Genomic DNA, 19,608 nt, shown 5'->3' with positions numbered 1-19,608 from the left:
AACCAGGCGGAGCAAATCGTACAGGGACTGTCGATGAATACGACACGGGCGAACAGGCAGCAATACTCACGGGACGCGGGCGTGGCGAGGGAGCCGACTCCCTCGCCAACTGCTCAGGACAGCGGTTTTTCGCCGTACCAGCGCGGTGTATACACCCACTCGCCACCTTCAGCCTTGGGGAAGGTACAAGTGGTCGAGGAGCCGATCAGCACCATGGTGCGCATGTCGACCTGATCCGGAGTCAATTGCCCCAGCGTCGTCACCCGCAGGGTTTGCCCCGGCCGACCGATGTCGCGCCCCAGCACCACCGGTGTTGCAGCGACGCGATGTTGCGCGACAATTTCCAGCGCACGCCCCAGTTGCCATGGACGCGCTCGCGAAATCGGATTGTAGAAGGCCAGCGCCAGATCGGCCTCGGCGGCGAGGTCCAGGCGCTTTTCGATGATCGACCACGGTTTGAGGTTGTCCGACAGCGACATCACACAGAAGTCATGCCCCAGCGGTGCACCCGCCTGCGCCGCTGTCGCGAGCGAGGCCGAGACACCCGGGAGGATTTCCAGCTCGACGCTGTGCCACGCCGGGTCGTCCGACTCGTGCAGAGCCTCAAGCACTGCCGCGGCCATGGCGAACACGCCGGGATCACCCGAAGACACCACGATCACTGAACGGCCCTCGGCCGCCAGCCGGAAGGCATGTCGTGCGCGCTGCATCTCTTCGCGGTTGTCGGTGCAGTGTTGCACCTGATCGTCGCGGAATGGTCCAGCCATACGCACATAGGTTTCGTAGCCGAGTACATCGGTGGCTCGCGCCAGTTCGGCTTTTACCGCTGGCACCATCAATTCGGCAGCGCCCGGGCCGAGGCCGATGACGGCCAGACGACCGCGCGGGTGGCCGATGCTCGAAACATCCAAGGGCTGTTCGCCAATCACCATCGCCAGGTGGTTGGCGTTGACGACCCGGGCCTGAGGCAGCGCAGTCTGCGCCAGCGCGACAACGTCAGCTGGCGCCGCGACAAAGCGCAGCGGCACACCGAGTTCAAGCGCCGCTTCACGCAAATGCGCCGAAGCCATTTCGCTGTCGGCCGCCACCAGGCACGCCAGCGATTGCACGGCGACTTTGGCCTGTTGCAAAGCGGCACGAACGGCGTTCGGCAGATCCGCCACGTCGGCAACTACTGCTACCGCCACACTCTGCGGGTAGATCAGCAACTCATTGGCACTTGCTGCACGCTCGGCACTGCCGACATGGATCGAGCGCTGCGCCTGCGGATCTTCCGCCAACTGCGCCTGATCCAGCCACGGCGCCGCGCCTTCAATGCGCACGCTATGCCCGGCCAGCAGATCCGAGACAAAACGCTTGCCCAGTTCCAGATCTCCCAGCGCATAACCTTCGGGAGGATTGAGCAGGCAGGTGCCGAAGCGCAGCTCACCACTGGTGGTAATCGCCGCCGCCACTTGCAGCCCGGCAGCGATCTGGCGGGCCAAGACGTTCACCCCGCCGAGGCCGCCGAGCAGCGGCACCACGGCGCTGCCGTCTTCAGCAACGGCAAGTACCGCAGGTTCGGCGCCTTTCTCCAGCAGCAGCGGCGCCAGGGTTCGAATGATAATGCCGGCAGCGCACAGGGCGATGATTGGCGTTTCCTGCCGATACAACTCACGCAGGGTCGCGCCGAATTCCTGATACGTGCAATCGGCGCCCTCAACACGGCCAGCGAGACCATGGATCTGTGCTGCCGGATACAGCAGTTGAATATTGCGCGCAGTGGCCAGCGCGCCCTGTCCGAGGATGACAATGGCCGGTGTCGATTGAGTCATCAGCCTTGCCACCGTTCGCCCGGGACGATAATCAGCGAGAAGTACGGCGAAGACATCGGCTCGACCTGATCCAGCGGCACAATCTTCTGATTGGCCATCGTCGCGCGCTCGACATACAGCGCGCGCTCAGCGAGGCCAAGTTCTTCCAGCACTGCACGGACCTTGGGAAAGTTGCGCCCCAGTTTCATGATCACCGCCGCGTCGGCATCGGCCAGACGTCGCTTCAGATCGTCATGCGGCAACACGCCGGAGAGCACCGACAGGCTCTGATTGCGATACACCAGCGGCGCACCGAGCACCGACGCGCCACCGAGCATCGAACACACACCCGGCACCACTTGCGCTTCGTAACGCGTGGCGAGGCGGTCGTGCAAATACATGTAGGAACCGTAGAAGAACGGATCGCCTTCACAGATCACTGCGACATCGCGCCCGGCGTCCAGATGTGCCGCGACCTCTTCGGCGGCGGCGTCGTAGAAATCACTGATCACCTGCTCGTAGGACAACGGTGCCGGCAGCACTTCAGTGGTCACCGGGTACACCAGCGGCAGCAGATTTTGCGCGTCCTGCAAGTGCGCCTCGATGATGCCGAAGGCATTACCCTTTTTGCCTTTGGCGACGAAGTACGCGACCACCGGCGATTCACGCAGCAGGCGCAGGGCCTTTACGGTAATCAGCTCGGGATCACCGGGGCCGACGCCAAGGCCGATCAAACGTCCTCTTGCCTGCATCATTCGATCTCCGTGGCGAGGGCATTCACTGCGGCGGCGGCCATGGCGCTGCCGCCAAGGCGACCTTGCATGATCACAAAAGGTACGCCACGGCTATCTGCCGCCAGCGCCGCTTTCGACTCGGCGGCGCCGACAAAGCCCACTGGGAAACCGAGGATCAGCGCAGGCTTCGGTGCGCCGGCGTCGAGCATTTCGAGCAGATAAAACAGTGCGGTCGGCGCGTTGCCGATCACCACGACGCTGCCTTCCAGGTGCGGACGCCATAGCTCCAGCGCCGCCGCAGAACGGGTGTTGCCCAACTCTCGTGCCAGTTCCGGCACGCTGTCGTCGCGCAGGGTGCAGATCACCTCGTTGTTCGCCGGCAGGCGCGCACGGGTCACGCCCTCAGAGACCATCCGCGCATCACAGAGGATCGGCGCACCGGCGGCCAGTGCATCGCGCCCGGCTTTGCCGGCACCTGCGGAAAATTGCAGGCCGTCGACCGCCTCGACCATGCCGCAGGCGTGGATCACCCGCACTGCGAGTTTTTCCAGATCGGCCGGAATGCGCGCCAGATTGGCCTCGCTGCGAATGATCGCGAAGGAGTTGCGATAGATCTCCTGACCGTCGCGAATGTAATCAAGCATCAAGGGGGCTCCGTGAGCGGGCGTCGAGCAGGGTCGCGGCCGCTTCAATAGTAAGGTTGCGTGCGTGCAGCGCGCCGAAACCCGGCAGTGCTGCATCGCGAAAATAGAGGTCGTAGTGGCCCGGGCTGACCGCCAGCAACGTCACCGGTGTGCGATGGGCAGCGGCGCAAGAGCGCGGGCATGCGGACAGGTGCACGCCCTGCGCTTGTGGCAACAGTGTCGCCAACAGCCGGGCGTCGTGTTTGGTATCGGCAAGGCCTTTGCCGCAGCCGCTGGATCCGGTGCAGGCGATCAGCCGCGATAGCGCCTCGTCCGGATCGGTGCGCAACTGCAATTGTCCCAGTTTCTGCAGCACTTGCGCGGCGTCGGTGTGCTTCACGTTCGGTAGCAACACACTTTGCCAAGGTGTGAAGCGCAGGCTGCCATCGCCGAACTCACGGGCCAGTCGGGCCACCCCGTGAAGCATCGCCGGATCAAGACGGCCGAGCGCTGGCACCGCGCCGACGTACACCCGATCCACCGTGCCTTGCGGGTGAACACCGATGTGCAGAGCATCGATTGCGGGCGTTCGTTGCCAATCGCACAAAGCGGTTATCGGCAGGCGTTTGTGCAAATGTTCGAGGAACGTTGGCGTCGACATTTCATCGAGCAAGTGGCGCATGCGCGCCTGCTCCGGCCGTGCCAGTTCAAGGAACAATTCCAGCACCGCGACGACCAGAGCATGGCCGTTTTCCAAGGGCACGGCGCCAGTTGCACGGTCGGTCGGGCATCCGGCCAGACCAAACGCCAACAATACTTCACCGTCACGTTCGAACGCCGACAGCCACAAGTCATGCGGATGCTCGAGCATCGCCAATGCCTCACCGCCATCGAGTTGCACGGCGAACTTGGCGCTCAACTGGTGAAACCGCGGGTGAGATTGCAGGGTCGCAAGAATCTGTTCGGCCAGTGACCAGGTATCGAATTGCTGCTGCCGATCGATCCCGGCACTGGGGCTGAGCATCAGATTGCGTACATCGTCGCCCTGCGCGGTTTGCGGCCCGAGGCCGGCGGCCAGCAAGCTGTCGATCAATGCCTCAGACTGCTCGCCGATACCGCGGATCTGCAGATTGGCGCGGTTGGTCGCCTCGATCAAACCCCCGGCGAAACGCTCGGCGGCATCGGCTACCGCGTCAGCCTGATCGGCAGTGATCGACCCACCATTGAGCTTGATCCGGCAGATACCGCCGTCCAGCGCCTGGACAATACGCAGCAACCCCGGACAAGCCGAGGGGCGTAGAGCGGTGGACATCAGGCGTTCGTTCAAGGGATGGCCGTCTGGCTGGCAGCGCTGTGGTGGGCGAAAGGTCGCCATTATGCCTGCTTTGCCCAAGTGCATGAAAATGCCTGCCGGTCGGAAACTGCGCCGGGGTGCACGGCGCAGGATAAAAAGCGCTTTACCCCGTGCAAGTCAGATCGGGATAGCGTCGAAATTGAATTTGAGCCCATCCAGCGCCTTGCGCACGCTCAGGCGGCGAGCGTCCATGACCCGGCGGCTGATCACCACCTTTCGCGCCACAACATCCAGCTGAGTCATGGATTGCGACACGTCCCAGAAAAAGTAACTGGTGTTGAGACTCGACTTGATGAAGCGGATATTGCTGATCACCAGTTCCAGATCGCCGTTGGCGTTATAGCTGAGCGGTATGACCTTGAAATCGAAAGGCTTGCCACTGGTGCCCTTGATCTTTTTCAGCAACTCCACGTCACGTTCCATTTTCGCCAACCCTTGGTCAACCCCAGTCACCTGCTCTCGACTGAGCAGCGGCGATGCAATTTGAAACCAGACCTGTCGCACGCTGCCATTGAACTGCGTCTGAACATGCTCGATCGGCTGATGGTCGCGGTTCCAGCCATGCGACCAAAGCACATCAGTAAAATAATCGGTCCAGCGTCCTGGCTGGATCACACTGTTGTAAGTGGTATCCGCCTGACGTTTTGCCAAATAAGCACAATTCAACGCGAACTGATAATCCTCGTGACTCTGCCCCTGGCTTCCAGTCAGCAATATATCGCCGACCAGTGTCGCATTATGTTTTATATCATCCATGTTTATTTTTTCATCCTAGTGAGCGACGCCCGTATGGCGTGCAAAGTATTAATCCATTTAATAATCATCTATCGGTTGACCAAGTTTGCTTTGGTTGTAACGGGCAACTTGATCAAATATCAAAATAACAAAAACGCTTGCTCTGCCAATCATGTTTCTACCACATGGCATGTCAACCGTTGCCAGCGTCTGCGACAAGGCAGCAGCACCAGACAACAGAAGCCGCGCTATCATGCGCCGCTTGAACGGGCGCACGAGATTGAGGAACGGCATGACACCCTGGCTGACGGTTGTGGGAATCGGTGAAGACGGCTTCAAGGGCCTGGGCAAAAATGCCCGGCGCGCCCTGATGAATGCTTCGCGGATCATCGGCGGCCAACGTCAACTGGACCTGCTGCCGGTGTGCATTCGCGGTGAACGCGAATTGTGGCCGAGCCCGTTTTCCCTTGCCCCGGTACTGGAGAGGCGCGGCGAAGCTGTCTGTGTGCTCGCCAGCGGCGATCCGATGTTTTACGGCGTCGGTGCGAACCTTGCGCGGCAAGTGCCGAGCGCGCAGATGCTGATTCTGCCAACGCCATCTTCCTGCTCGCTGGCGGCAGCCCGCCTCGGCTGGCCGTTGCAAGAAGTCGTGACTCTGTCGCTGGTAGCCCGACCGCTGTCGGCGCTCAATGCGCAACTGTTCAGCGGTGCGCGCCTGTTGCTGCTAAGCAATGACGGGCAGAGTCCGGCGGCGGTCGCGGCGTTGTTGCGCGAGCGCGGTTTTGGCGGCAGTCGCATCAGCGTTCTGGAGCACTTGGGCGGCGCAGCCGAACGGCGTATCGACAGCACCGCAAATCACTGGAACGACCCGCCAATTGCCGATCTGAATGTGATCGCCATCGAATGCCTGGCCGATGTGCAGGCGCCGCGCCTGTCGCGACTTGCCGGATTGCCCGACTCGGCATTCAAGCACGACGGCCAGTTGACCAAACGCGATGTGCGCGCGATCACCCTCGCCCGCCTCGCGCCGACACCCGGTGAATTGCTGTGGGATGTGGGCGGCGGTTGCGGCTCGATCGGCATCGAATGGATGCGTGCGCATCCCAGTTGCCGAGCGCTGGCAATCGAAGCTGATGACGGCCGCCAGCAGTTGATCGAATACAACCGCGACGCGCTGGGCGTACCCGGCCTGCAACTGGTTCGCGGTCGTGCGCCACAGGCCCTCGCCGGGCTGGAGCGCCCGGACGCGATCTTCATCGGCGGCGGCGTGACCCGTGAAGGTGTATTTGAAACCTGCTGGGAGCAGCTCAAGCCCGGGGGCCGCCTGATTGCCAACGCCGTGACCCTGCAAAGCGAACTCGCCCTGATGCATTGGCGCGAACGCCATGGCGGCGAACTGACCCGTATTCATATCGCTCAGGCCCAGCCGCTGGGCGATTTCGACACCTGGCGCCAGGCGCTGCCGATCACCTTGCTCGATCTGGTCAAACCTCTCGATGCGTGACGAAACCGCCGAACAACCCGCGCCCCTGCGTAGCGGCCTGACCACCGGCAGTTGCGCCACCGCCACCAGCCTTGCGGCAGCGCGCCTGTTGCTCGGCGGACTGTCGGCCGATGCCGTGCAGATCGTCCTGCCCAAAGGCAAGCAGGTGCAGATGCGTCTGGAGTTCTGCCGCCTGACCGACGACGGTGCCGAAGCCGGAACCATCAAGGATGCCGGCGACGACCCCGATGTGACCCACGGCGCCCTGCTGTACTCGCGGGTGCGGCTGGTGAGCGAACCGGGAATCCGGTTCAATGCCGGTGCCGGTGTTGGCACCGTGACCCGGCCCGGGCTGGTACTGGGTGTGGGTGAACCGGCGATCAACCCGGTGCCGCGCAAGATGATCTGCGATCACCTGAACCTGCTCGCCGAGGAAACCGGCTATGGCGGCGGCTTCGACGTCACGATCAACGTCGAGGGCGGCGAAGCGCTGGCACTGAAAACCATGAACCCGCGACTGGGCATTCTTGGTGGCCTGTCGATCCTCGGCACCAGCGGCATCGTCCGGCCGTTCTCCTGCGCGGCGTACATTGCCTCGATCCATCAGGGCATCGATGTGGCAAAAACCAACGGTTACCTGCACATCGCCGCCTGCACCGGCAACGCCAGCGAAGACACCATGCGCCGGGTCTACGACCTGCCGGAAATCGCCCTGATCGAGATGGGCGACTTCGTCGGCGCAGTGCTCAAGCATCTGCGCAAAGTGCCTGTGGATAAACTCAGTCTGTGCGGTGGCTTCGGCAAGATCAGCAAACTGGCGGCCGGGCACATGGATCTGCATTCACGGCACTCGAGTATCGACTTGCCGCAGTTGGCCGAATGGGCGGCGGCGATTGGCGCGGATGAGGCGTTGCAGCAAGGCATTCGTCAGGCCAATACCAGTCAGCAGGCATTGGCGATGGCCAGTGCGGCGGGAATCGCGCTCGGCGATGAAGTCTGTCGCCATGCCCTGAATTTCGCCCGCAGCGTGGTGCCCGCGCAGGTGCAGGTCGAGGTGTTTGCGATTGATCGTCAGGGCGGGATTGTCGGGCAGGCCGGAGGTTTTGCATGAAGCGCATTTTACTGCTGGGCGGCGTCACGGAAGCACTGGCGATCGCCCGTACGCTTGGGCCGCAACATGTCTACAGCCTCGCCGGTGTGGGCCGAGTGCCGACCGACCTGACCTGTCAGGTGCGTGTCGGTGGTTACGGTGGCGCCGGCGGTCTGGCGCAGTTTATTCGCGACGAACGCATTGATCTGCTGCTTGATGCCACGCATCCCTATGCCGCACAGATCAGCCAGAACGCCGCCAACGCGGCGCGACTGAGCGGCATCCCTTGCTGGGCCTTGCGTCGTCCGGCGTGGCAGCCACAGCTCGGTGATGACTGGCGCGAAGTCAGCGACTGGGCCGAACTGATCACTGCCCTCAAACCTTTCCGCCGGCCGCTTTTCACCCTTGGCCGCGAACCGCTGCAACACCTCGACGAAATCCCTGAAGACCAGTTCTGGACCCTGCGCGCCCTCGATGTTTATCCCGGCAACGAACGCTGCGAAGTCATCGGCGCACGCGGGCCGTTTGTGCTGGAGGATGAGCGCGCACTGTTCGAGCGGCGGCAGATCGATGTGTTGATCAGCAAAAACAGCGGCAGCACCGCGACCGAGCCGAAGCTGCAAGTGGCCCGCGAGCGTGGGGTGCCGGTGCTTGTGTTGAAGCGACCGGGGTTGCCGGGGGTTGATCGGGAGTTTGCCTCGGTCGACGAAATCCTCATGGCCCTCGCGCCTCTTAATCTGATCTAAAAACAAGCGCAGTTCTCACGGACGCCTTCGCGGGCAAGTCGAATCATCGCACTGCCGTTCCCACAAGGTTCGCGACGTATACAGGCTATGTGTTCGCCACCTTCCACTGTGGGAGTGAGCCTGCTCGCGAAGACGTCGACACAGCCTGCACATCATTGCCTGACCCACCGCTTTCGCGAGCAGGCTCGCTCCCACAATGTCACGGGCTCGGCCGGATATCTGACCTGAATCCTACAACCGCGCCGGACACTGCCCACAACAACTTAACGAATCACTGATATCGGCAGTCAGCGTCCACCTCTACGTTCAACGTCTTTGATTCCAAGGGCGTACACATCCAATGTCAGAAGAATTCGCTCGTTTTGACGCCGCCGAGTACCTCAAAACTCCCGAGGACATGGCGGCATATCTGGACGCCTGTTTTGACGATGATGAAGGCGACGGCGTCCTGATCCGTGCAGCGCTCAATGACATCGCCCGAGCCCAAGGCATGACACAAGTGGCGCGTGATGCCGGCTTGGGTCGCGAAAGTTTATATAAGGCGCTGAGTAGCACTGGCAATCCTGAATTCGCAACTATCATGAAAGTCATGAAGGCTCTGGGTTTGAGATTGCATGCTGTAACGCTGTGAACGCGCTGCGACACCAAACCGCACGACGCTTTTTTACTTATCGGCCCTGATCAGGCTAAATAGCCGCGCCTGATCGCCCACCCAATGGATCTGTCCCATGAACCGACATCGGTTAGCATTTGCCTGGATCGCCTGCTTTGCAGTGCTGTTCAACATGCTCGCCATGCCGATGACCGGGGCGATGGCGCAGGCGGCCAATTCACCGGCCGAACAATTGCTCTGGAGCAGTTTCTGCACCGGCAGCGGGACGAAGATGGTGGCGATCAACATAGGCGCCACCGAGCAAAAAGCCCCGAACAACGACACGCATTCGAACATGCAGCATTGCTGGTGCTGCTCGGGCTCGGCACCATTGGTGGCGCTGCCGGGGCATTCGCCGCAGTTGTATTTCGCCCGCTACGAAAGCAATCGCAGCGTCGCGCCCGCCTCGTTGCAAACACCCACTCCGCGCCAGCAATGGCCAAGCCTCAATCCCCGCGCCTCGCCTCTGGTTTGATTTGTTCGCGCAATTGACCTGCGTTTCAAATCGTTCTGGAGAACTGCCATGTTGAACAAACTCATCGTCGTCGCTGCGCTGCTGTTGCCGGCGTGCTTTGCCCATGCCCACGAATACAAGGCGGGCGAACTTGAGATCGCCCACCCGTGGTCGCAAGAATTGCCGCCGAATGCGCCAACCGTCGCCGCCTATTTCGTCATTCACAACGCCGGCCAAACCGCCGACCGCCTGCTCAGCGTCGACTCGCCGATTGCCCCCGAAGCGCAATTGCACGAACACGTGATGCAGGGCGATCTGATGAAGATGCAGCAAGTGCCGAGCGTGGAAATCCCGGCCGGCGGCAACGTGACGTTTGCGCCGATGGCCTATCACGTGATGCTGCTCAACCCGACCGATCGCAGCCTGCTCAGCGACGGCAAACGCTTCCCGCTGACGATGCATTTCGAGAAGGCCGGTGACGTCACCGTCGAAGTCGCGGTGCAGAAGAAACCGCCGGAAACCACGCAGGCCCACGCGCACGCTCAGTAAGCCTTCCGGCAGAATCCGCCCATGCGCCCGCTGAGCGCCAGGCCATCCGTGCAACGCCGTCAGACTCAACACCTGACCCGCGGCAGCTGGATCGCCCTGTTCGCCATGTTGATGATCTTCATCGGCCCGCTGATTTCTCAGTCGATGCCGATGGATCAACACGCCTCGACATCGATGCCGATGAGCATGGACATGTCGATGGACATGCCGGGCATGGATCATTCCGGGCATGACGCGAAACCGAGCGCCGAACACTGTCCGCCGCAGTCTTCGCACCACGTGCTATGGGAAAAGTGCGGCTATTGCAGCCTGCTGTTCAACTGCCCGGCGCTGACCGGTGGTGGCGACTTCGCCACATTCAGCATCACCCACGTCAACACCTTCACCCCACCCTCGCCGCGCCTGGGCCACGCCCGGCGGACCTTCTTCCCCGGCGCCCGCACCCGCGCCCCACCCATCGCAACGTAAACACGCATCTTTGATTGCACACGGTTGAGAAGACAGCTTCAGGCTGCCGGCCGTGTCGTTTACGACTGTTTGATGGAAATTGTCATGTCCAGGTTTTCTGCTGTTCCACGCTCGGGCTGTGCCCCGGCATCCTTCGCTTTGAACGAATCGCGGATTCGTTTCAGGCACGCTACCGCCGTCCTTTGCGGCGTCCTGCTGTCCCCGCTGGTGCTGGCCGATGATCACGCCGGCCACAATGATGAACTCAGTCCGACGGTGATCACCGCGATTGCGCCGAGCTCGCCGCTGACCATCGTCACCAATCCCAAGGACCCACGCCAACCGGTGCCGGCCAGTGACGGCGGTGATTATCTGAAGACCATTCCGGGCTTTGCGCTGGTGCGCAATGGCGGCACCAACGGCGATCCGGTACTGCGCGGCATGTTCGGCTCACGTCTGAACATCCTTACCAACGGCAGCATGATGCTCGGTGCCTGCCCCGGCCGCATGGACGCACCGACCTCGTACATCTCGCCGGAAACCTACGACAAACTCACGGTGATCAAAGGCCCGCAAACCGTGCTTTACGGCCCGGGCGCATCAGCTGGCACGGTGCTGTTCGATCGCGAGCCGGAAAGCTTCGGCGAACTCGGTACTCGAGTGAACGCCAGCGTACTGGCTGGTTCTCACGGACGCTTCGACAAAGTCGTCGATGCTGCTGCCGGTGGCCCGTTGGGTTACGTGCGCGTGATCGGCAACACCGCGCATTCCGACGATTACCGCGACGGCAACAACGACATCGTTGCCTCACGCTACGACAAGTGGAACGGCGACGTCGCCGTCGGCTGGACGCCGGATGCCGACACCCTGATCGAACTCACCGCAGGCAAGGGCGACGGCGAAGCACGCTACGCTGGGCGCGGTATGGACGGCTCGCAATTCCTGCGTGAAAGCCTCGGCCTGCGTTTCGAAAAATCCAACATCACTGACGTGCTGGAAAAACTCGAAGCGCAGGTCTACTACAACTACGCCGACCACGTGATGGACAACTACACCCTGCGCACGCCATCGGGCACCGGCATGATGGCCGGCCCCATGGCCTCCAACGTCGACCGCCGCACCCTCGGCGCGCGGATCAAAGCGACCTGGCGTTGGGCCGATATCCAACTGATCACCGGCCTCGACGCGCAGACCAACGAACACCGTCAACGCAGCGGCATGGGCATCGACACCTACAAGGATCAGCCGTACAACAAGGACGCCGATTTCCATAACTACGGCGTGTTCAGCGAAATGACCTGGTATGCCGCCGACCGTGACCGGCTGATCACTGGTGCCCGCGTCGACCGCGCTTCAGCCAAGGATTACCGGCAAACCACCGGCTCGGGAATGATGTCCCGCCCCAACCCGACCGCCGACGACACCCGCGCCGACACTCTGCCGAGCGGCTTCATCCGCTACGAGCATGACCTCGCCGACAGCCCGACCACGCTCTATGCAGGTTTGGGTCACGCGCAGCGCTTCCCCGATTACTGGGAATTGTTTTCGCCCAAGTCCGGCCCGGCCGGATCGGTCAATGCGTTCGATTCGATCAAACCGGAAAAGACTACCCAGTTCGATTTCGGCGTGAACTACAAGAACGCCGACCTCGAAGCCTGGGCCTCGGGTTACATCGGTGTGGTGCGCGATTACATCCTCTTCGACTACACGCCCGCAATGATGGGCATGAGCACCTCGCGCGCGGAGAACATCGACGCGCGAATCATGGGCGGTGAACTCGGTGCCGCATACAGACTCACCGACAACTGGAAAGCCGACGCGACCCTGGCCTACGCCTGGGGCAAGAACAGCAGCGACGGTTCGGCTCTGCCGCAGATGCCGCCGCTGGATGCGCGTTTCGGCCTGACCTACAGCGAAGACAACTGGAGCGCCGGCGCACTGTGGAGGGTGGTTGCCGCGCAAAACCGTATTGACCAGAACAAGGGCAACGTGGTCGGCAAGGATTACGACAAGAGTTCGGGCTTCGGCGTGTTCTCCCTCAACGGTGCCTATCGGATCAACAAGAACTGGAAGGTCAGCAGCGGCGTCGACAACCTGTTCGGCAAGGCTTACGCCGAACACCTGAACCTGGCGGGCAACGCCGGATTCGGCTACCCGGCCAACGACCCGCAAGCGATCAATGAACCGGGGCGCACGCTCTGGACCAAGGTAGACATGAGTTTCTAACAAAAAAAGTCAAAAGATCGCAGCCCGCATGTACCCCTGTAGGAGCTGCCGAAGGCTGCGATCTCTTGATCTAAAAAAATTCGCCCAGCGGAGCACACGTGATGAATCAGCCCAAACCGAATTTCTACAACCTGGCCTGGCGTTGGCATTTTTACGCCGGTCTATTCGTCGCCCCCTTCATGGTGATGCTGGCCCTGACCGGCATCATTTACCTGTTCAAACCGCAGCTCGATTCACTGATGTACAGCAGCCTGCTCAACGTCCCCGCCGGTCATCACACCGTCTCGGCCGATGACTTGCTGCAACGGGTAAAAAGCGCTTATCCACAAGGTCAGGTCACGCAATACCTGCCGCCGGTCAATGCGGAACGCAGCGCGCAATTCGTGGTGAAAAACGCCGGCCACGAACTCAACGTATTTGTCGATCCGTACCACGGCGACATCCTCGGCGAGCAGGATGCCAAGCAGAACCTGCAAGCCATCGCCCGCGCCATCCACGGCGAACTGATGATCGGCACTGTCGGTGACCGTCTGATCGAAATGGCCGCCGGCTGGGGCGTGGTGCTGGTGGTGTCCGGGCTGTTCCTGTGGTGGCCGCGCGGCCAGGCCGCCGGCATTCTGTGGCCGCGGCTGAACAGTCGTGGCCGCGTGCTGTGGCGGGATCTGCACGCAGTCACCGGGTTCTGGGGCGCGACATTGCTGCTGGTGATGTTGCTCAGCGGCATGACCTGGACCGGTTTCTGGGGCAAGCAATACGCGCAAGTGTGGAACGTCTTCCCGGCGGCGATGTGGGACAACGTACCGACCTCTGACGTCGAAGCGCGAACCCTTAACAGCGCCACCCGCCAGACCGTGCCATGGGCGATGGAAAACACGCCGATGCCGATGTCCGGCGATCACGCCGAGCACATGGCCCACGGCGGCGCCAATGCAGGCCCGGCAGCACCAATCATCAGCCTGCAAAACGTGCAGAACATCGCTACGGGGCGCAAGGTCGAACCCGGCTACAGCATCACCCTGCCGACCACCGCCACCGGTGTGTTCACCATCGCCGTGTTCGCCGATGACCCGCGCAACGATGCGACCCTGCACGTCGATCAGTACACCGGCAAGGTCCTCGCCGATGTGCGTTTCGAGCAGTACGGTGTCGTTGCTCGCGCTACGGAAATTGGCGTGATGCTCCACGAAGGCAAGATGTTCGGCACCTTCAACCAGATCGTCGTGCTGCTGATCTGCCTGATGATTCTGCTCAGTGCTGTCAGCGGCGTGGTGATCTGGTGGAAGCGCCGACCACAGGGCAAGTTCGGCGTGCCGCCGCTGCGCCATGATCTGCCGAAGTGGAAAACCGGCGTGGTGATCATGCTCGCGCTGGCGGTGATTTTCCCGCTGGTGGGGGCTTCGCTGCTGGTGGTCTGGCTGCTGGATCGGCTGTTGCTGTCGCAATATTTTGCAGAAAAGACGGCCGCCTGACGCTGCCGGAAGGCGCGTTTTTTGAACGTTCATGTGGCGCGGAAGTTTGCCCGATCCTGACAGACTTCCGCGCTGATGGTGTTACAGCTCGTCCCGGACCGGTCTATGGGTTTGTGCCGGTGCCTGCTGACGCGACGATCGCCATTGGGTGCCGACTCGTCCCTCCTGGTTCCAGTAGTACGCTGCTTTCAGCACCCGCAGTTCAGCAATACCGGCCAATTGGGAGATAAATGCACCCGGCGAAAGGCGCGTCTCCCACTGGCCGTTGACAAGCTCCACGGGGCGGGTCGACAGCAAACGGCGCTCCGCTTCGCAATAGAGGGGAGCGTATTTGATCAACGCGCCGTGCGGGGTCGAGTAATAGTGTGCGTTGATTTCGAATCCTTTGGACTTCAACGCAAACGTATGGGCAAACACCATCTCCGGCGAGGCGTAATTGGCGTAGACCTTTTCCGGGTCGGCGGCCATTGGAATGTACCCGGAGAAATACAGCTGGTGACTGGCGATCAATTCATAGCCATCGGGAAATTGCGGCGCTCTGCTTCTGGAGGTCGCAGCCTTCAAGGTGCGGAAGATGCGATCCAGCGCTTCCAGAGATTCGTTTTCCGCCAGCGGCTCCAGCGCGACATAAGTGTTGGCTGTGGACTTGGCCAGAATCGCACTTTCATACACCGTTTTCTGTGCATAGGCGCTGCCGGCCCGAAACTGCGCATAACGGGCGGCATCGTCGGCATGGTGAAAAATCGGCCCCAAAGAAAGCTCAGGCTTTTTGGCCCAATGTTCTTCGGGTGTGAGGTCTTTCATCCTCGGTGCCCAGTCTGCCCCGACCTCGCCAACACGCGACCAGAAGGCGCTCGGGATGAGAACTTCAAGTTTGCCGACATGGGCCAACTGGCGGATGTAGCTCGCCAGCGAGAAGGTTGCCCGGGTAATTTTTTGCCAGAAATACTCAGCCCTCTCAGTAGATCCGAAGCGGTTTGGACGCAACTGGATCTGACCAAACTTGTCCAGCGGTGCATCCGCATCGAAAGGCGACATCTCATAGCGCAGCAACGCGCCATCTGAACAGGAAAAATAGATCGGCTTATACCCCTGAGGTGAATAGACGGCTGTATGCGCCAGGCTCACGTCCAGTGGTGAAAAAAAATGTCGATAATCTTCGTCCGTCAGGCCTGCGGGTTGATCGGGGGCGCGCAGATACAAGCCATGAAGCGTGTGACGGTCAGGCAGTGAGCCCTGTGGAAAGATTTCGTCAATCGTCAGTTTGTCCGCTCTCACCTCTTGCGGGAGGCTCGCCACGTACTGACCGCTGCGGGCGTTGGTCAGGAGGGCGCCAAAGTGTAACTCCCCGGTTCGCCCAGGTTGTTCATGAACGAAACGCGCAGCGCCCGACGCTTGGGTGAACAGCGGACTGCAGGCAGGATCACTGAGGGTTGGTGAATCGACAGAAGCTTGCCGCATCGGGACGAATGCAGTGAGCGCTCCCGGATTGCCCCACAGCTTGCTGCCGACGACCACAGCCAATTTGCCATTCTTCACCAGGTCTTTTACCCAGTCTCGAGGCAGCAACCAGCCATCGTGAATTTTCTGCTTGATGCGCGAGGGCCGCATGCCCGTGAGCATATCCATGCCCAGTTTCTTGAACATTCCCGTCAGAAATTTAAGCCCGGTATTTGCCAGGAAACGGATGATTGCGCCATCAGGACAGAACAGATACTCCTCCAGACGCGGGGTGTCCCACAGGAAAGCGCTGCAAACCACGTCCACCGAAAGCATGTTCCGGTATACCTGTTTATCGACCTCGCTCAGCAGGATGGGCAACTCACGGGCAACCCTGGAGCGATACCGGCCGACGACAGTACAGCCCGCCGGAAACGCTCCCTGACTGACACTGGCGTCTGGAAAGATGAAATCGACTTCGAAGTCTTCCTCCAGGATCGCTATCGGATCGGTGGCCACGAACAAGCCGTCCGGGCGTTTCAGGATCAACCCGCCGTAGGCACGCTGGGTGCCGGAAGGAATCTTGTCCCGTGTTGCGATCGCTGCGTCATCGGCGCTCAGGAAAACCGCGCCCAGCGCCAATCGCTGAAGGTTTTGGCCCGGGTACCAATATCGGTCGACCGTGCCTTTACGATCCCAGCACAGACTGGTGCGCAACACACTCAGCTCACCGCTGTTGGCAACGACCCTGACAAAGTCGGTAGTCGACACTTTGCCGGAGGCCAGATTGCTCTGAATGGCCTCCAGCCCCATCAATGGCATATCGTTATCGAACAGCCGGGTGTCTTGGCGCGGTGTGTATTTAAGAAGGACTCCATCTCTGGGCGCGATGTAGGTCGTGATCGATGCGCCGGTCTCGACTTGCGGATGTTTTTTTGCGTTGTAGACCGAAACAAACAGATCCCGCGGCTCAATGAAGTTGTGCCCCAACCAGTTTTTTGAAGTGCCTTTGGCGTGTCTGATTCGTGGACGTGAGTAGAAATACGAATGCACGGCGAAAGACTCGGGGAAGCGATACCCCCCCGCAACGCCAGAAGCAGGGAACAGGCTACTCAGCGCAAAAAGTACATTCCGCTCCTTGTCCACCGGCACCAGTTCCGAGGCAATGTATTGCTGTTTGCCCTTTTGCTTGAGGATGAAACCAAACCAAATTTGATCATCGTCGTGCGACGCGGTATCGCGCAGATAACAATCTTGCGCGGCGTCATCTGCGCTCGCAAATATCGCCCCAAAAGAAGTTCGCTGGGGGCGCGTTCGTTCCCATGAGTGAACGAGGATGAACGATTGCGACGTGATCCGTCCCCTTGGTCGCCAGTTGTTGTTGCTGACCACGACCTCCAGTTCCCCCGCCTGCGCCACCTTGGCAACCAGACCGCCCGGGAGGGCTGACGTTGACCCAAGCGGTCCCGGTGACTCGGCAGTACCCAGCTGCTCAAGCAGCGCCGCCGCCTTTTCCGTGTCCGGTTTGAAAACGATCAGGCTGTCATGCGCACCCGAAAGGTACGCTGTCATTTGCTCATTGAGCAGAAATCGCAGTTGCGGCGCATTGAACATCAGCAAACTGGTGATGGCCTGGGCTCGTTGCCAGCCATGGTTGGCGACAACCTGCACATCGAGCATCGACAGTGCCACATGGGAATAGAAGAAACTGTGCAAGGTGTGCTGCGGCGCAAAGATCGTCTTGCCCTCTGCGTCCTGCGGATACAGCAGACGGTTGTCCAGAGAATCTGCGGTGATCGCCACCGGCTCGCTCACTACAAAGCGGCCATCGTCGCGCTTGAAAATACAACTGCCGTAGCCGCGATCCCGACGTGTGCCAACGCGTTCGTGGGCGTAGCGAGCGGCGTCATCCGCCGACATGAACGCGCCACTCAAGGCCGGACCGGTAACCGCCCGATCGTGCGGAAAAACTGCTGTCATTGAAATCATCCCTGTTTCAGTTCTCGAGGTACATCGACCCCGTAGCCTGCCCGTGCCGCGAGCCTCAGTGGCGGTACATAGTTATCGTTTTTGCGATCCCTGCCCTCGCCAGCCCCATACAAGTGCAACGGCGTGCCCGCGACCGCTCAGAGTGCCCGGCACTGGTGCAGGAAGCGTTACGCCGGCCACCCGCCAACGCTTCAGACCGGGCCTCACCCGCCTTAGGCACAGCCCTTGCTAAAGCCCCTTCAGTCGTCCGCATCTGCCAACCAAAAAAACTTCAAATGTTCATGGAGATCGCACAATGAAGCGTCGCAGTTTGATCAAGGCTTTCACACTCACGGCATCCATTGCCGCGATGGGCATGACCTGGACTGTCCAGGCCGCCGAGACCATCAAGGTCGGGATTCTGCATTCGTTGTCCGGCACTATGGCGATCTCCGAAACGTCGCTCAAAGACATGGCGCTGATGACCATCGACGAGATCAACGCCAAGGGCGGCGTCAACGGCAAGATGCTTGAACCAGTGGTGGTTGACCCGGCGTCGAACTGGCCGCTGTTCGCCGAAAAGGGCCGGCAGTTGCTGACCCAGGACAAGGTCGCCGTGGTGTTCGGCTGCTGGACTTCGGTGTCGCGTAAATCAGTGTTGCCGGTGTTCGAAGAACTCAACGGCCTGCTGTTCTACCCGGTGCAATACGAAGGCGAAGAGATGTCGCCGAACGTTTTCTACACCGGCGCTGCGCCGAACCAGCAAGCGATCCCGGCGGTTGAATATTTGATGAGCGAAGAAGGTGGCAGCGCCAAACGCTACTTCCTGCTCGGCACCGACTACGTCTACCCGCGCACCACCAACAAGATCCTGCGTTCGTTCCTGCACTCCAAAGGCGTTGCCGACAAGGACATCGAAGAGGTCTACACGCCGTTCGGTCACAGCGACTATCAAACCATCGTCGCCAACATCAAGAAGTTCTCGGCCGGTGGCAAGACTGCGGTCATCTCGACCGTCAACGGCGACTCCAACGTACCGTTCTACAAAGAGCTGGCCAACCAGGGTTTGAAAGCCACCGACGTGCCAGTCGTGGCGTTCTCGGTCGGCGAAGAAGAACTGCGCGGCATCGACACCAAACCGTTGGTGGGCAACCTCGCGGCGTGGAACTACTTCGAGTCGGTGGAGAACCCGGTGAACAAGAAGTTCGTCGATGACTGGAAAGCCTACGCGAAAAAACACAACCTGCCGGGCGCTGACAAAGCCGTAACCAACGACCCGATGGAAGCCACCTACGTCGGCATCCACATGTGGGCGCAAGCGGTTGAGAAAGCCAAGTCCACTGACGTCGACAAAGTCCGCGAAGCCCTCGCCGGCCAGACCTTTGCCGCGCCGTCGGGCTACACGTTGACCATGGACAAGACCAATCACCACCTGCACAAACCGGTGATGATCGGCGAGATTCAGGCCGATGGTCAGTTCAACGTCGTGTGGCAGACCGAAGGGCCCGTCCGTGCGCAACCTTGGAGCCCGTTCATTCAGGGCAACGACAAGAAGCCGGATTATGCGGTGAAGAGCAACTGAGTCTGACTTGGGTTTGCGGTGGGGCGGAGATCTTTTCCCCCTCACCCCAACCCTCTCCCCCAAGGGGGCGAGGGGGAAAGGGAGCTGATCTCCATGCTTTTCAAAGCTTGAGTTCGGCTCGAATTCGCAGGTCGTAGCACATCGTCCAAACACCTCGGTCAGTCCCCTCAATCTCGAGAGGGTGAGGGAGAGGGAAAGGGAGCCGATCTTCATGCTTTTCAAAGCTTGAGTTCGGCTCGAATTCGCAGGTCGTAGCACATCGT

At 60.8% G+C, this 19,608-nt stretch carries 17 protein-coding genes; 10 read left to right on the top strand and 7 right to left on the bottom strand.

Annotated elements, in window-relative coordinates:
* Positions 1–113 precede the first annotated feature (113 nt).
* The 6 genes from cobJ to C2E19_RS04220 all read right to left on the bottom strand — a co-directional run bounded on the left by cobJ (position 114) and on the right by C2E19_RS04220 (position 5,533).
* Positions 114–1,814 carry a precorrin-3B C(17)-methyltransferase gene (gene cobJ, locus C2E19_RS04245; protein ID WP_129388490.1) on the bottom strand — a complete coding sequence of 567 codons (1,701 nt, stop codon included), beginning with the start codon at positions 1,812–1,814 and terminating at the stop codon, positions 114–116.
* The gene (locus C2E19_RS04240) at positions 1,814–2,548 is read right to left on the bottom strand and encodes a precorrin-2 C(20)-methyltransferase (RefSeq protein ID WP_372238459.1); all 735 of its coding nucleotides are present in this window, start codon (positions 2,546–2,548) and stop codon (positions 1,814–1,816) included. The genes cobJ and C2E19_RS04240 overlap by 1 nt, the downstream gene beginning before the upstream one ends.
* Complete coding sequence (locus C2E19_RS04235) at positions 2,545–3,171, bottom strand: precorrin-8X methylmutase (RefSeq protein ID WP_064388739.1); 627 nt, start codon at positions 3,169–3,171, stop codon at positions 2,545–2,547. The genes C2E19_RS04240 and C2E19_RS04235 overlap by 4 nt, the downstream gene beginning before the upstream one ends.
* Entirely contained in the window at positions 3,164–4,462 is a 1,299-nt protein-coding gene (cobG, locus tag C2E19_RS04230) for a precorrin-3B synthase (protein WP_305955848.1), read from the bottom strand. Before cobG ends, C2E19_RS04235 begins: the two co-directional genes overlap by 8 nt.
* Positions 4,463–4,621: 159 nt before the next feature.
* Positions 4,622–5,260: a hypothetical protein gene (locus tag C2E19_RS04225; RefSeq protein WP_129388484.1), complete on the bottom strand. Its 639-nt coding sequence runs from the start codon at positions 5,258–5,260 to the stop codon at positions 4,622–4,624.
* 57 nt (positions 5,261–5,317) lie between these two features.
* Entirely contained in the window at positions 5,318–5,533 is a 216-nt protein-coding gene (locus C2E19_RS04220) for a hypothetical protein (RefSeq protein ID WP_129388481.1), read from the bottom strand.
* Between C2E19_RS04220 and cbiE the strand changes: the two genes are divergently transcribed.
* The 9 genes from cbiE to C2E19_RS04175 all read left to right on the top strand — a co-directional run bounded on the left by cbiE (position 5,532) and on the right by C2E19_RS04175 (position 14,355).
* Positions 5,532–6,743 (top strand): precorrin-6y C5,15-methyltransferase (decarboxylating) subunit CbiE, encoded by a 1,212-nt coding sequence (cbiE, locus tag C2E19_RS04215; RefSeq protein ID WP_129388479.1) that lies wholly within the window; start codon positions 5,532–5,534, stop codon positions 6,741–6,743. The genes C2E19_RS04220 and cbiE overlap by 2 nt on opposite strands.
* Entirely contained in the window at positions 6,736–7,833 is a 1,098-nt protein-coding gene (locus C2E19_RS04210; protein WP_129388476.1) for a cobalt-precorrin-5B (C(1))-methyltransferase, read from the top strand. Before cbiE ends, C2E19_RS04210 begins: the two co-directional genes overlap by 8 nt.
* Positions 7,830–8,558: a cobalt-precorrin-6A reductase gene (locus C2E19_RS04205; RefSeq protein WP_129388474.1), complete on the top strand. Its 729-nt coding sequence runs from the start codon at positions 7,830–7,832 to the stop codon at positions 8,556–8,558. Before C2E19_RS04210 ends, C2E19_RS04205 begins: the two co-directional genes overlap by 4 nt.
* A gap of 340 nt (positions 8,559–8,898) precedes the next feature.
* Complete coding sequence (locus C2E19_RS04200) at positions 8,899–9,189, top strand: addiction module antidote protein (RefSeq protein ID WP_077570750.1); 291 nt, start codon at positions 8,899–8,901, stop codon at positions 9,187–9,189.
* A gap of 97 nt (positions 9,190–9,286) precedes the next feature.
* Entirely contained in the window at positions 9,287–9,685 is a 399-nt protein-coding gene (locus C2E19_RS04195) for a DUF2946 domain-containing protein (protein WP_129388471.1), read from the top strand.
* A 48-nt stretch (positions 9,686–9,733) separates the two neighbouring features.
* Positions 9,734–10,213, top strand: coding sequence for a copper chaperone PCu(A)C (locus C2E19_RS04190; RefSeq protein WP_129388468.1), 480 nt, complete (start codon positions 9,734–9,736; stop codon positions 10,211–10,213).
* A gap of 21 nt (positions 10,214–10,234) precedes the next feature.
* On the top strand, positions 10,235–10,681 hold the full coding sequence (locus C2E19_RS04185; protein ID WP_129388465.1) for a DUF2946 domain-containing protein: 447 nt from the start codon (positions 10,235–10,237) through the stop codon (positions 10,679–10,681).
* A gap of 84 nt (positions 10,682–10,765) precedes the next feature.
* A complete protein-coding gene (locus C2E19_RS04180; protein WP_129388462.1) occupies positions 10,766–12,886 on the top strand; it encodes a TonB-dependent copper receptor in 2,121 nt (706 codons plus the stop codon).
* Positions 12,887–12,987: 101 nt separating this feature from the next.
* Entirely contained in the window at positions 12,988–14,355 is a 1,368-nt protein-coding gene (locus C2E19_RS04175; protein ID WP_129388459.1) for a PepSY domain-containing protein, read from the top strand.
* A gap of 81 nt (positions 14,356–14,436) precedes the next feature.
* Here the strand turns inward: C2E19_RS04175 and C2E19_RS04170 are convergent, their stop codons facing one another.
* On the bottom strand, positions 14,437–17,775 hold the full coding sequence (locus C2E19_RS04170; RefSeq protein WP_256661279.1) for a hypothetical protein: 3,339 nt from the start codon (positions 17,773–17,775) through the stop codon (positions 14,437–14,439).
* Between the two features lie 304 nt (positions 17,776–18,079).
* On the opposite strand from C2E19_RS04170, the gene urtA reads away from it, so the two are divergent.
* Positions 18,080–19,345, top strand: coding sequence for an urea ABC transporter substrate-binding protein (gene urtA, locus C2E19_RS04165; protein WP_129388453.1), 1,266 nt, complete (start codon positions 18,080–18,082; stop codon positions 19,343–19,345).
* Positions 19,346–19,608: the final 263 nt, after the last annotated feature.

The sequence above is a fragment of the Pseudomonas sp. DTU12.3 genome (assembly GCF_004124275.1).
Lineage (GTDB): Bacteria > Pseudomonadota > Gammaproteobacteria > Pseudomonadales > Pseudomonadaceae > Aquipseudomonas > Aquipseudomonas helmanticensis.
This window is presented reverse-complemented; position numbering and strand designations above follow the sequence as displayed.

Excerpts from the sequence above, each read along its gene's own strand:
- C2E19_RS04200 (WP_077570750.1), top strand. The coding sequence starts at position 8,899 with ATGTCAGAAGAATTCGCTCGTTTTGACGCCGCCGAGTACCTCAAAACT.
- C2E19_RS04205 (WP_129388474.1), top strand. The coding sequence starts at position 7,830 with ATGAAGCGCATTTTACTGCTGGGCGGCGTCACGGAAGCACTGGCGATC.
- cobG (WP_305955848.1), bottom strand. The coding sequence starts at position 4,462 with ATGTCCACCGCTCTACGCCCCTCGGCTTGTCCGGGGTTGCTGCGTATT.
- C2E19_RS04175 (WP_129388459.1), top strand. The coding sequence starts at position 12,988 with ATGAATCAGCCCAAACCGAATTTCTACAACCTGGCCTGGCGTTGGCAT.
- C2E19_RS04220 (WP_129388481.1), bottom strand. The coding sequence starts at position 5,533 with ATGCCGTTCCTCAATCTCGTGCGCCCGTTCAAGCGGCGCATGATAGCG.
- C2E19_RS04225 (WP_129388484.1), bottom strand. The coding sequence starts at position 5,260 with ATGGATGATATAAAACATAATGCGACACTGGTCGGCGATATATTGCTG.
- C2E19_RS04240 (WP_372238459.1), bottom strand. The coding sequence starts at position 2,548 with ATGATGCAGGCAAGAGGACGTTTGATCGGCCTTGGCGTCGGCCCCGGT.
- cbiE (WP_129388479.1), top strand. The coding sequence starts at position 5,532 with ATGACACCCTGGCTGACGGTTGTGGGAATCGGTGAAGACGGCTTCAAG.
- C2E19_RS04195 (WP_129388471.1), top strand. The coding sequence starts at position 9,287 with ATGAACCGACATCGGTTAGCATTTGCCTGGATCGCCTGCTTTGCAGTG.
- C2E19_RS04190 (WP_129388468.1), top strand. The coding sequence starts at position 9,734 with ATGTTGAACAAACTCATCGTCGTCGCTGCGCTGCTGTTGCCGGCGTGC.
- C2E19_RS04185 (WP_129388465.1), top strand. The coding sequence starts at position 10,235 with ATGCGCCCGCTGAGCGCCAGGCCATCCGTGCAACGCCGTCAGACTCAA.
- C2E19_RS04170 (WP_256661279.1), bottom strand. The coding sequence starts at position 17,775 with ATGACAGCAGTTTTTCCGCACGATCGGGCGGTTACCGGTCCGGCCTTG.
- cobJ (WP_129388490.1), bottom strand. The coding sequence starts at position 1,814 with ATGACTCAATCGACACCGGCCATTGTCATCCTCGGACAGGGCGCGCTG.
- C2E19_RS04210 (WP_129388476.1), top strand. The coding sequence starts at position 6,736 with ATGCGTGACGAAACCGCCGAACAACCCGCGCCCCTGCGTAGCGGCCTG.
- C2E19_RS04180 (WP_129388462.1), top strand. The coding sequence starts at position 10,766 with ATGTCCAGGTTTTCTGCTGTTCCACGCTCGGGCTGTGCCCCGGCATCC.
- C2E19_RS04235 (WP_064388739.1), bottom strand. The coding sequence starts at position 3,171 with ATGCTTGATTACATTCGCGACGGTCAGGAGATCTATCGCAACTCCTTC.
- urtA (WP_129388453.1), top strand. The coding sequence starts at position 18,080 with ATGAAGCGTCGCAGTTTGATCAAGGCTTTCACACTCACGGCATCCATT.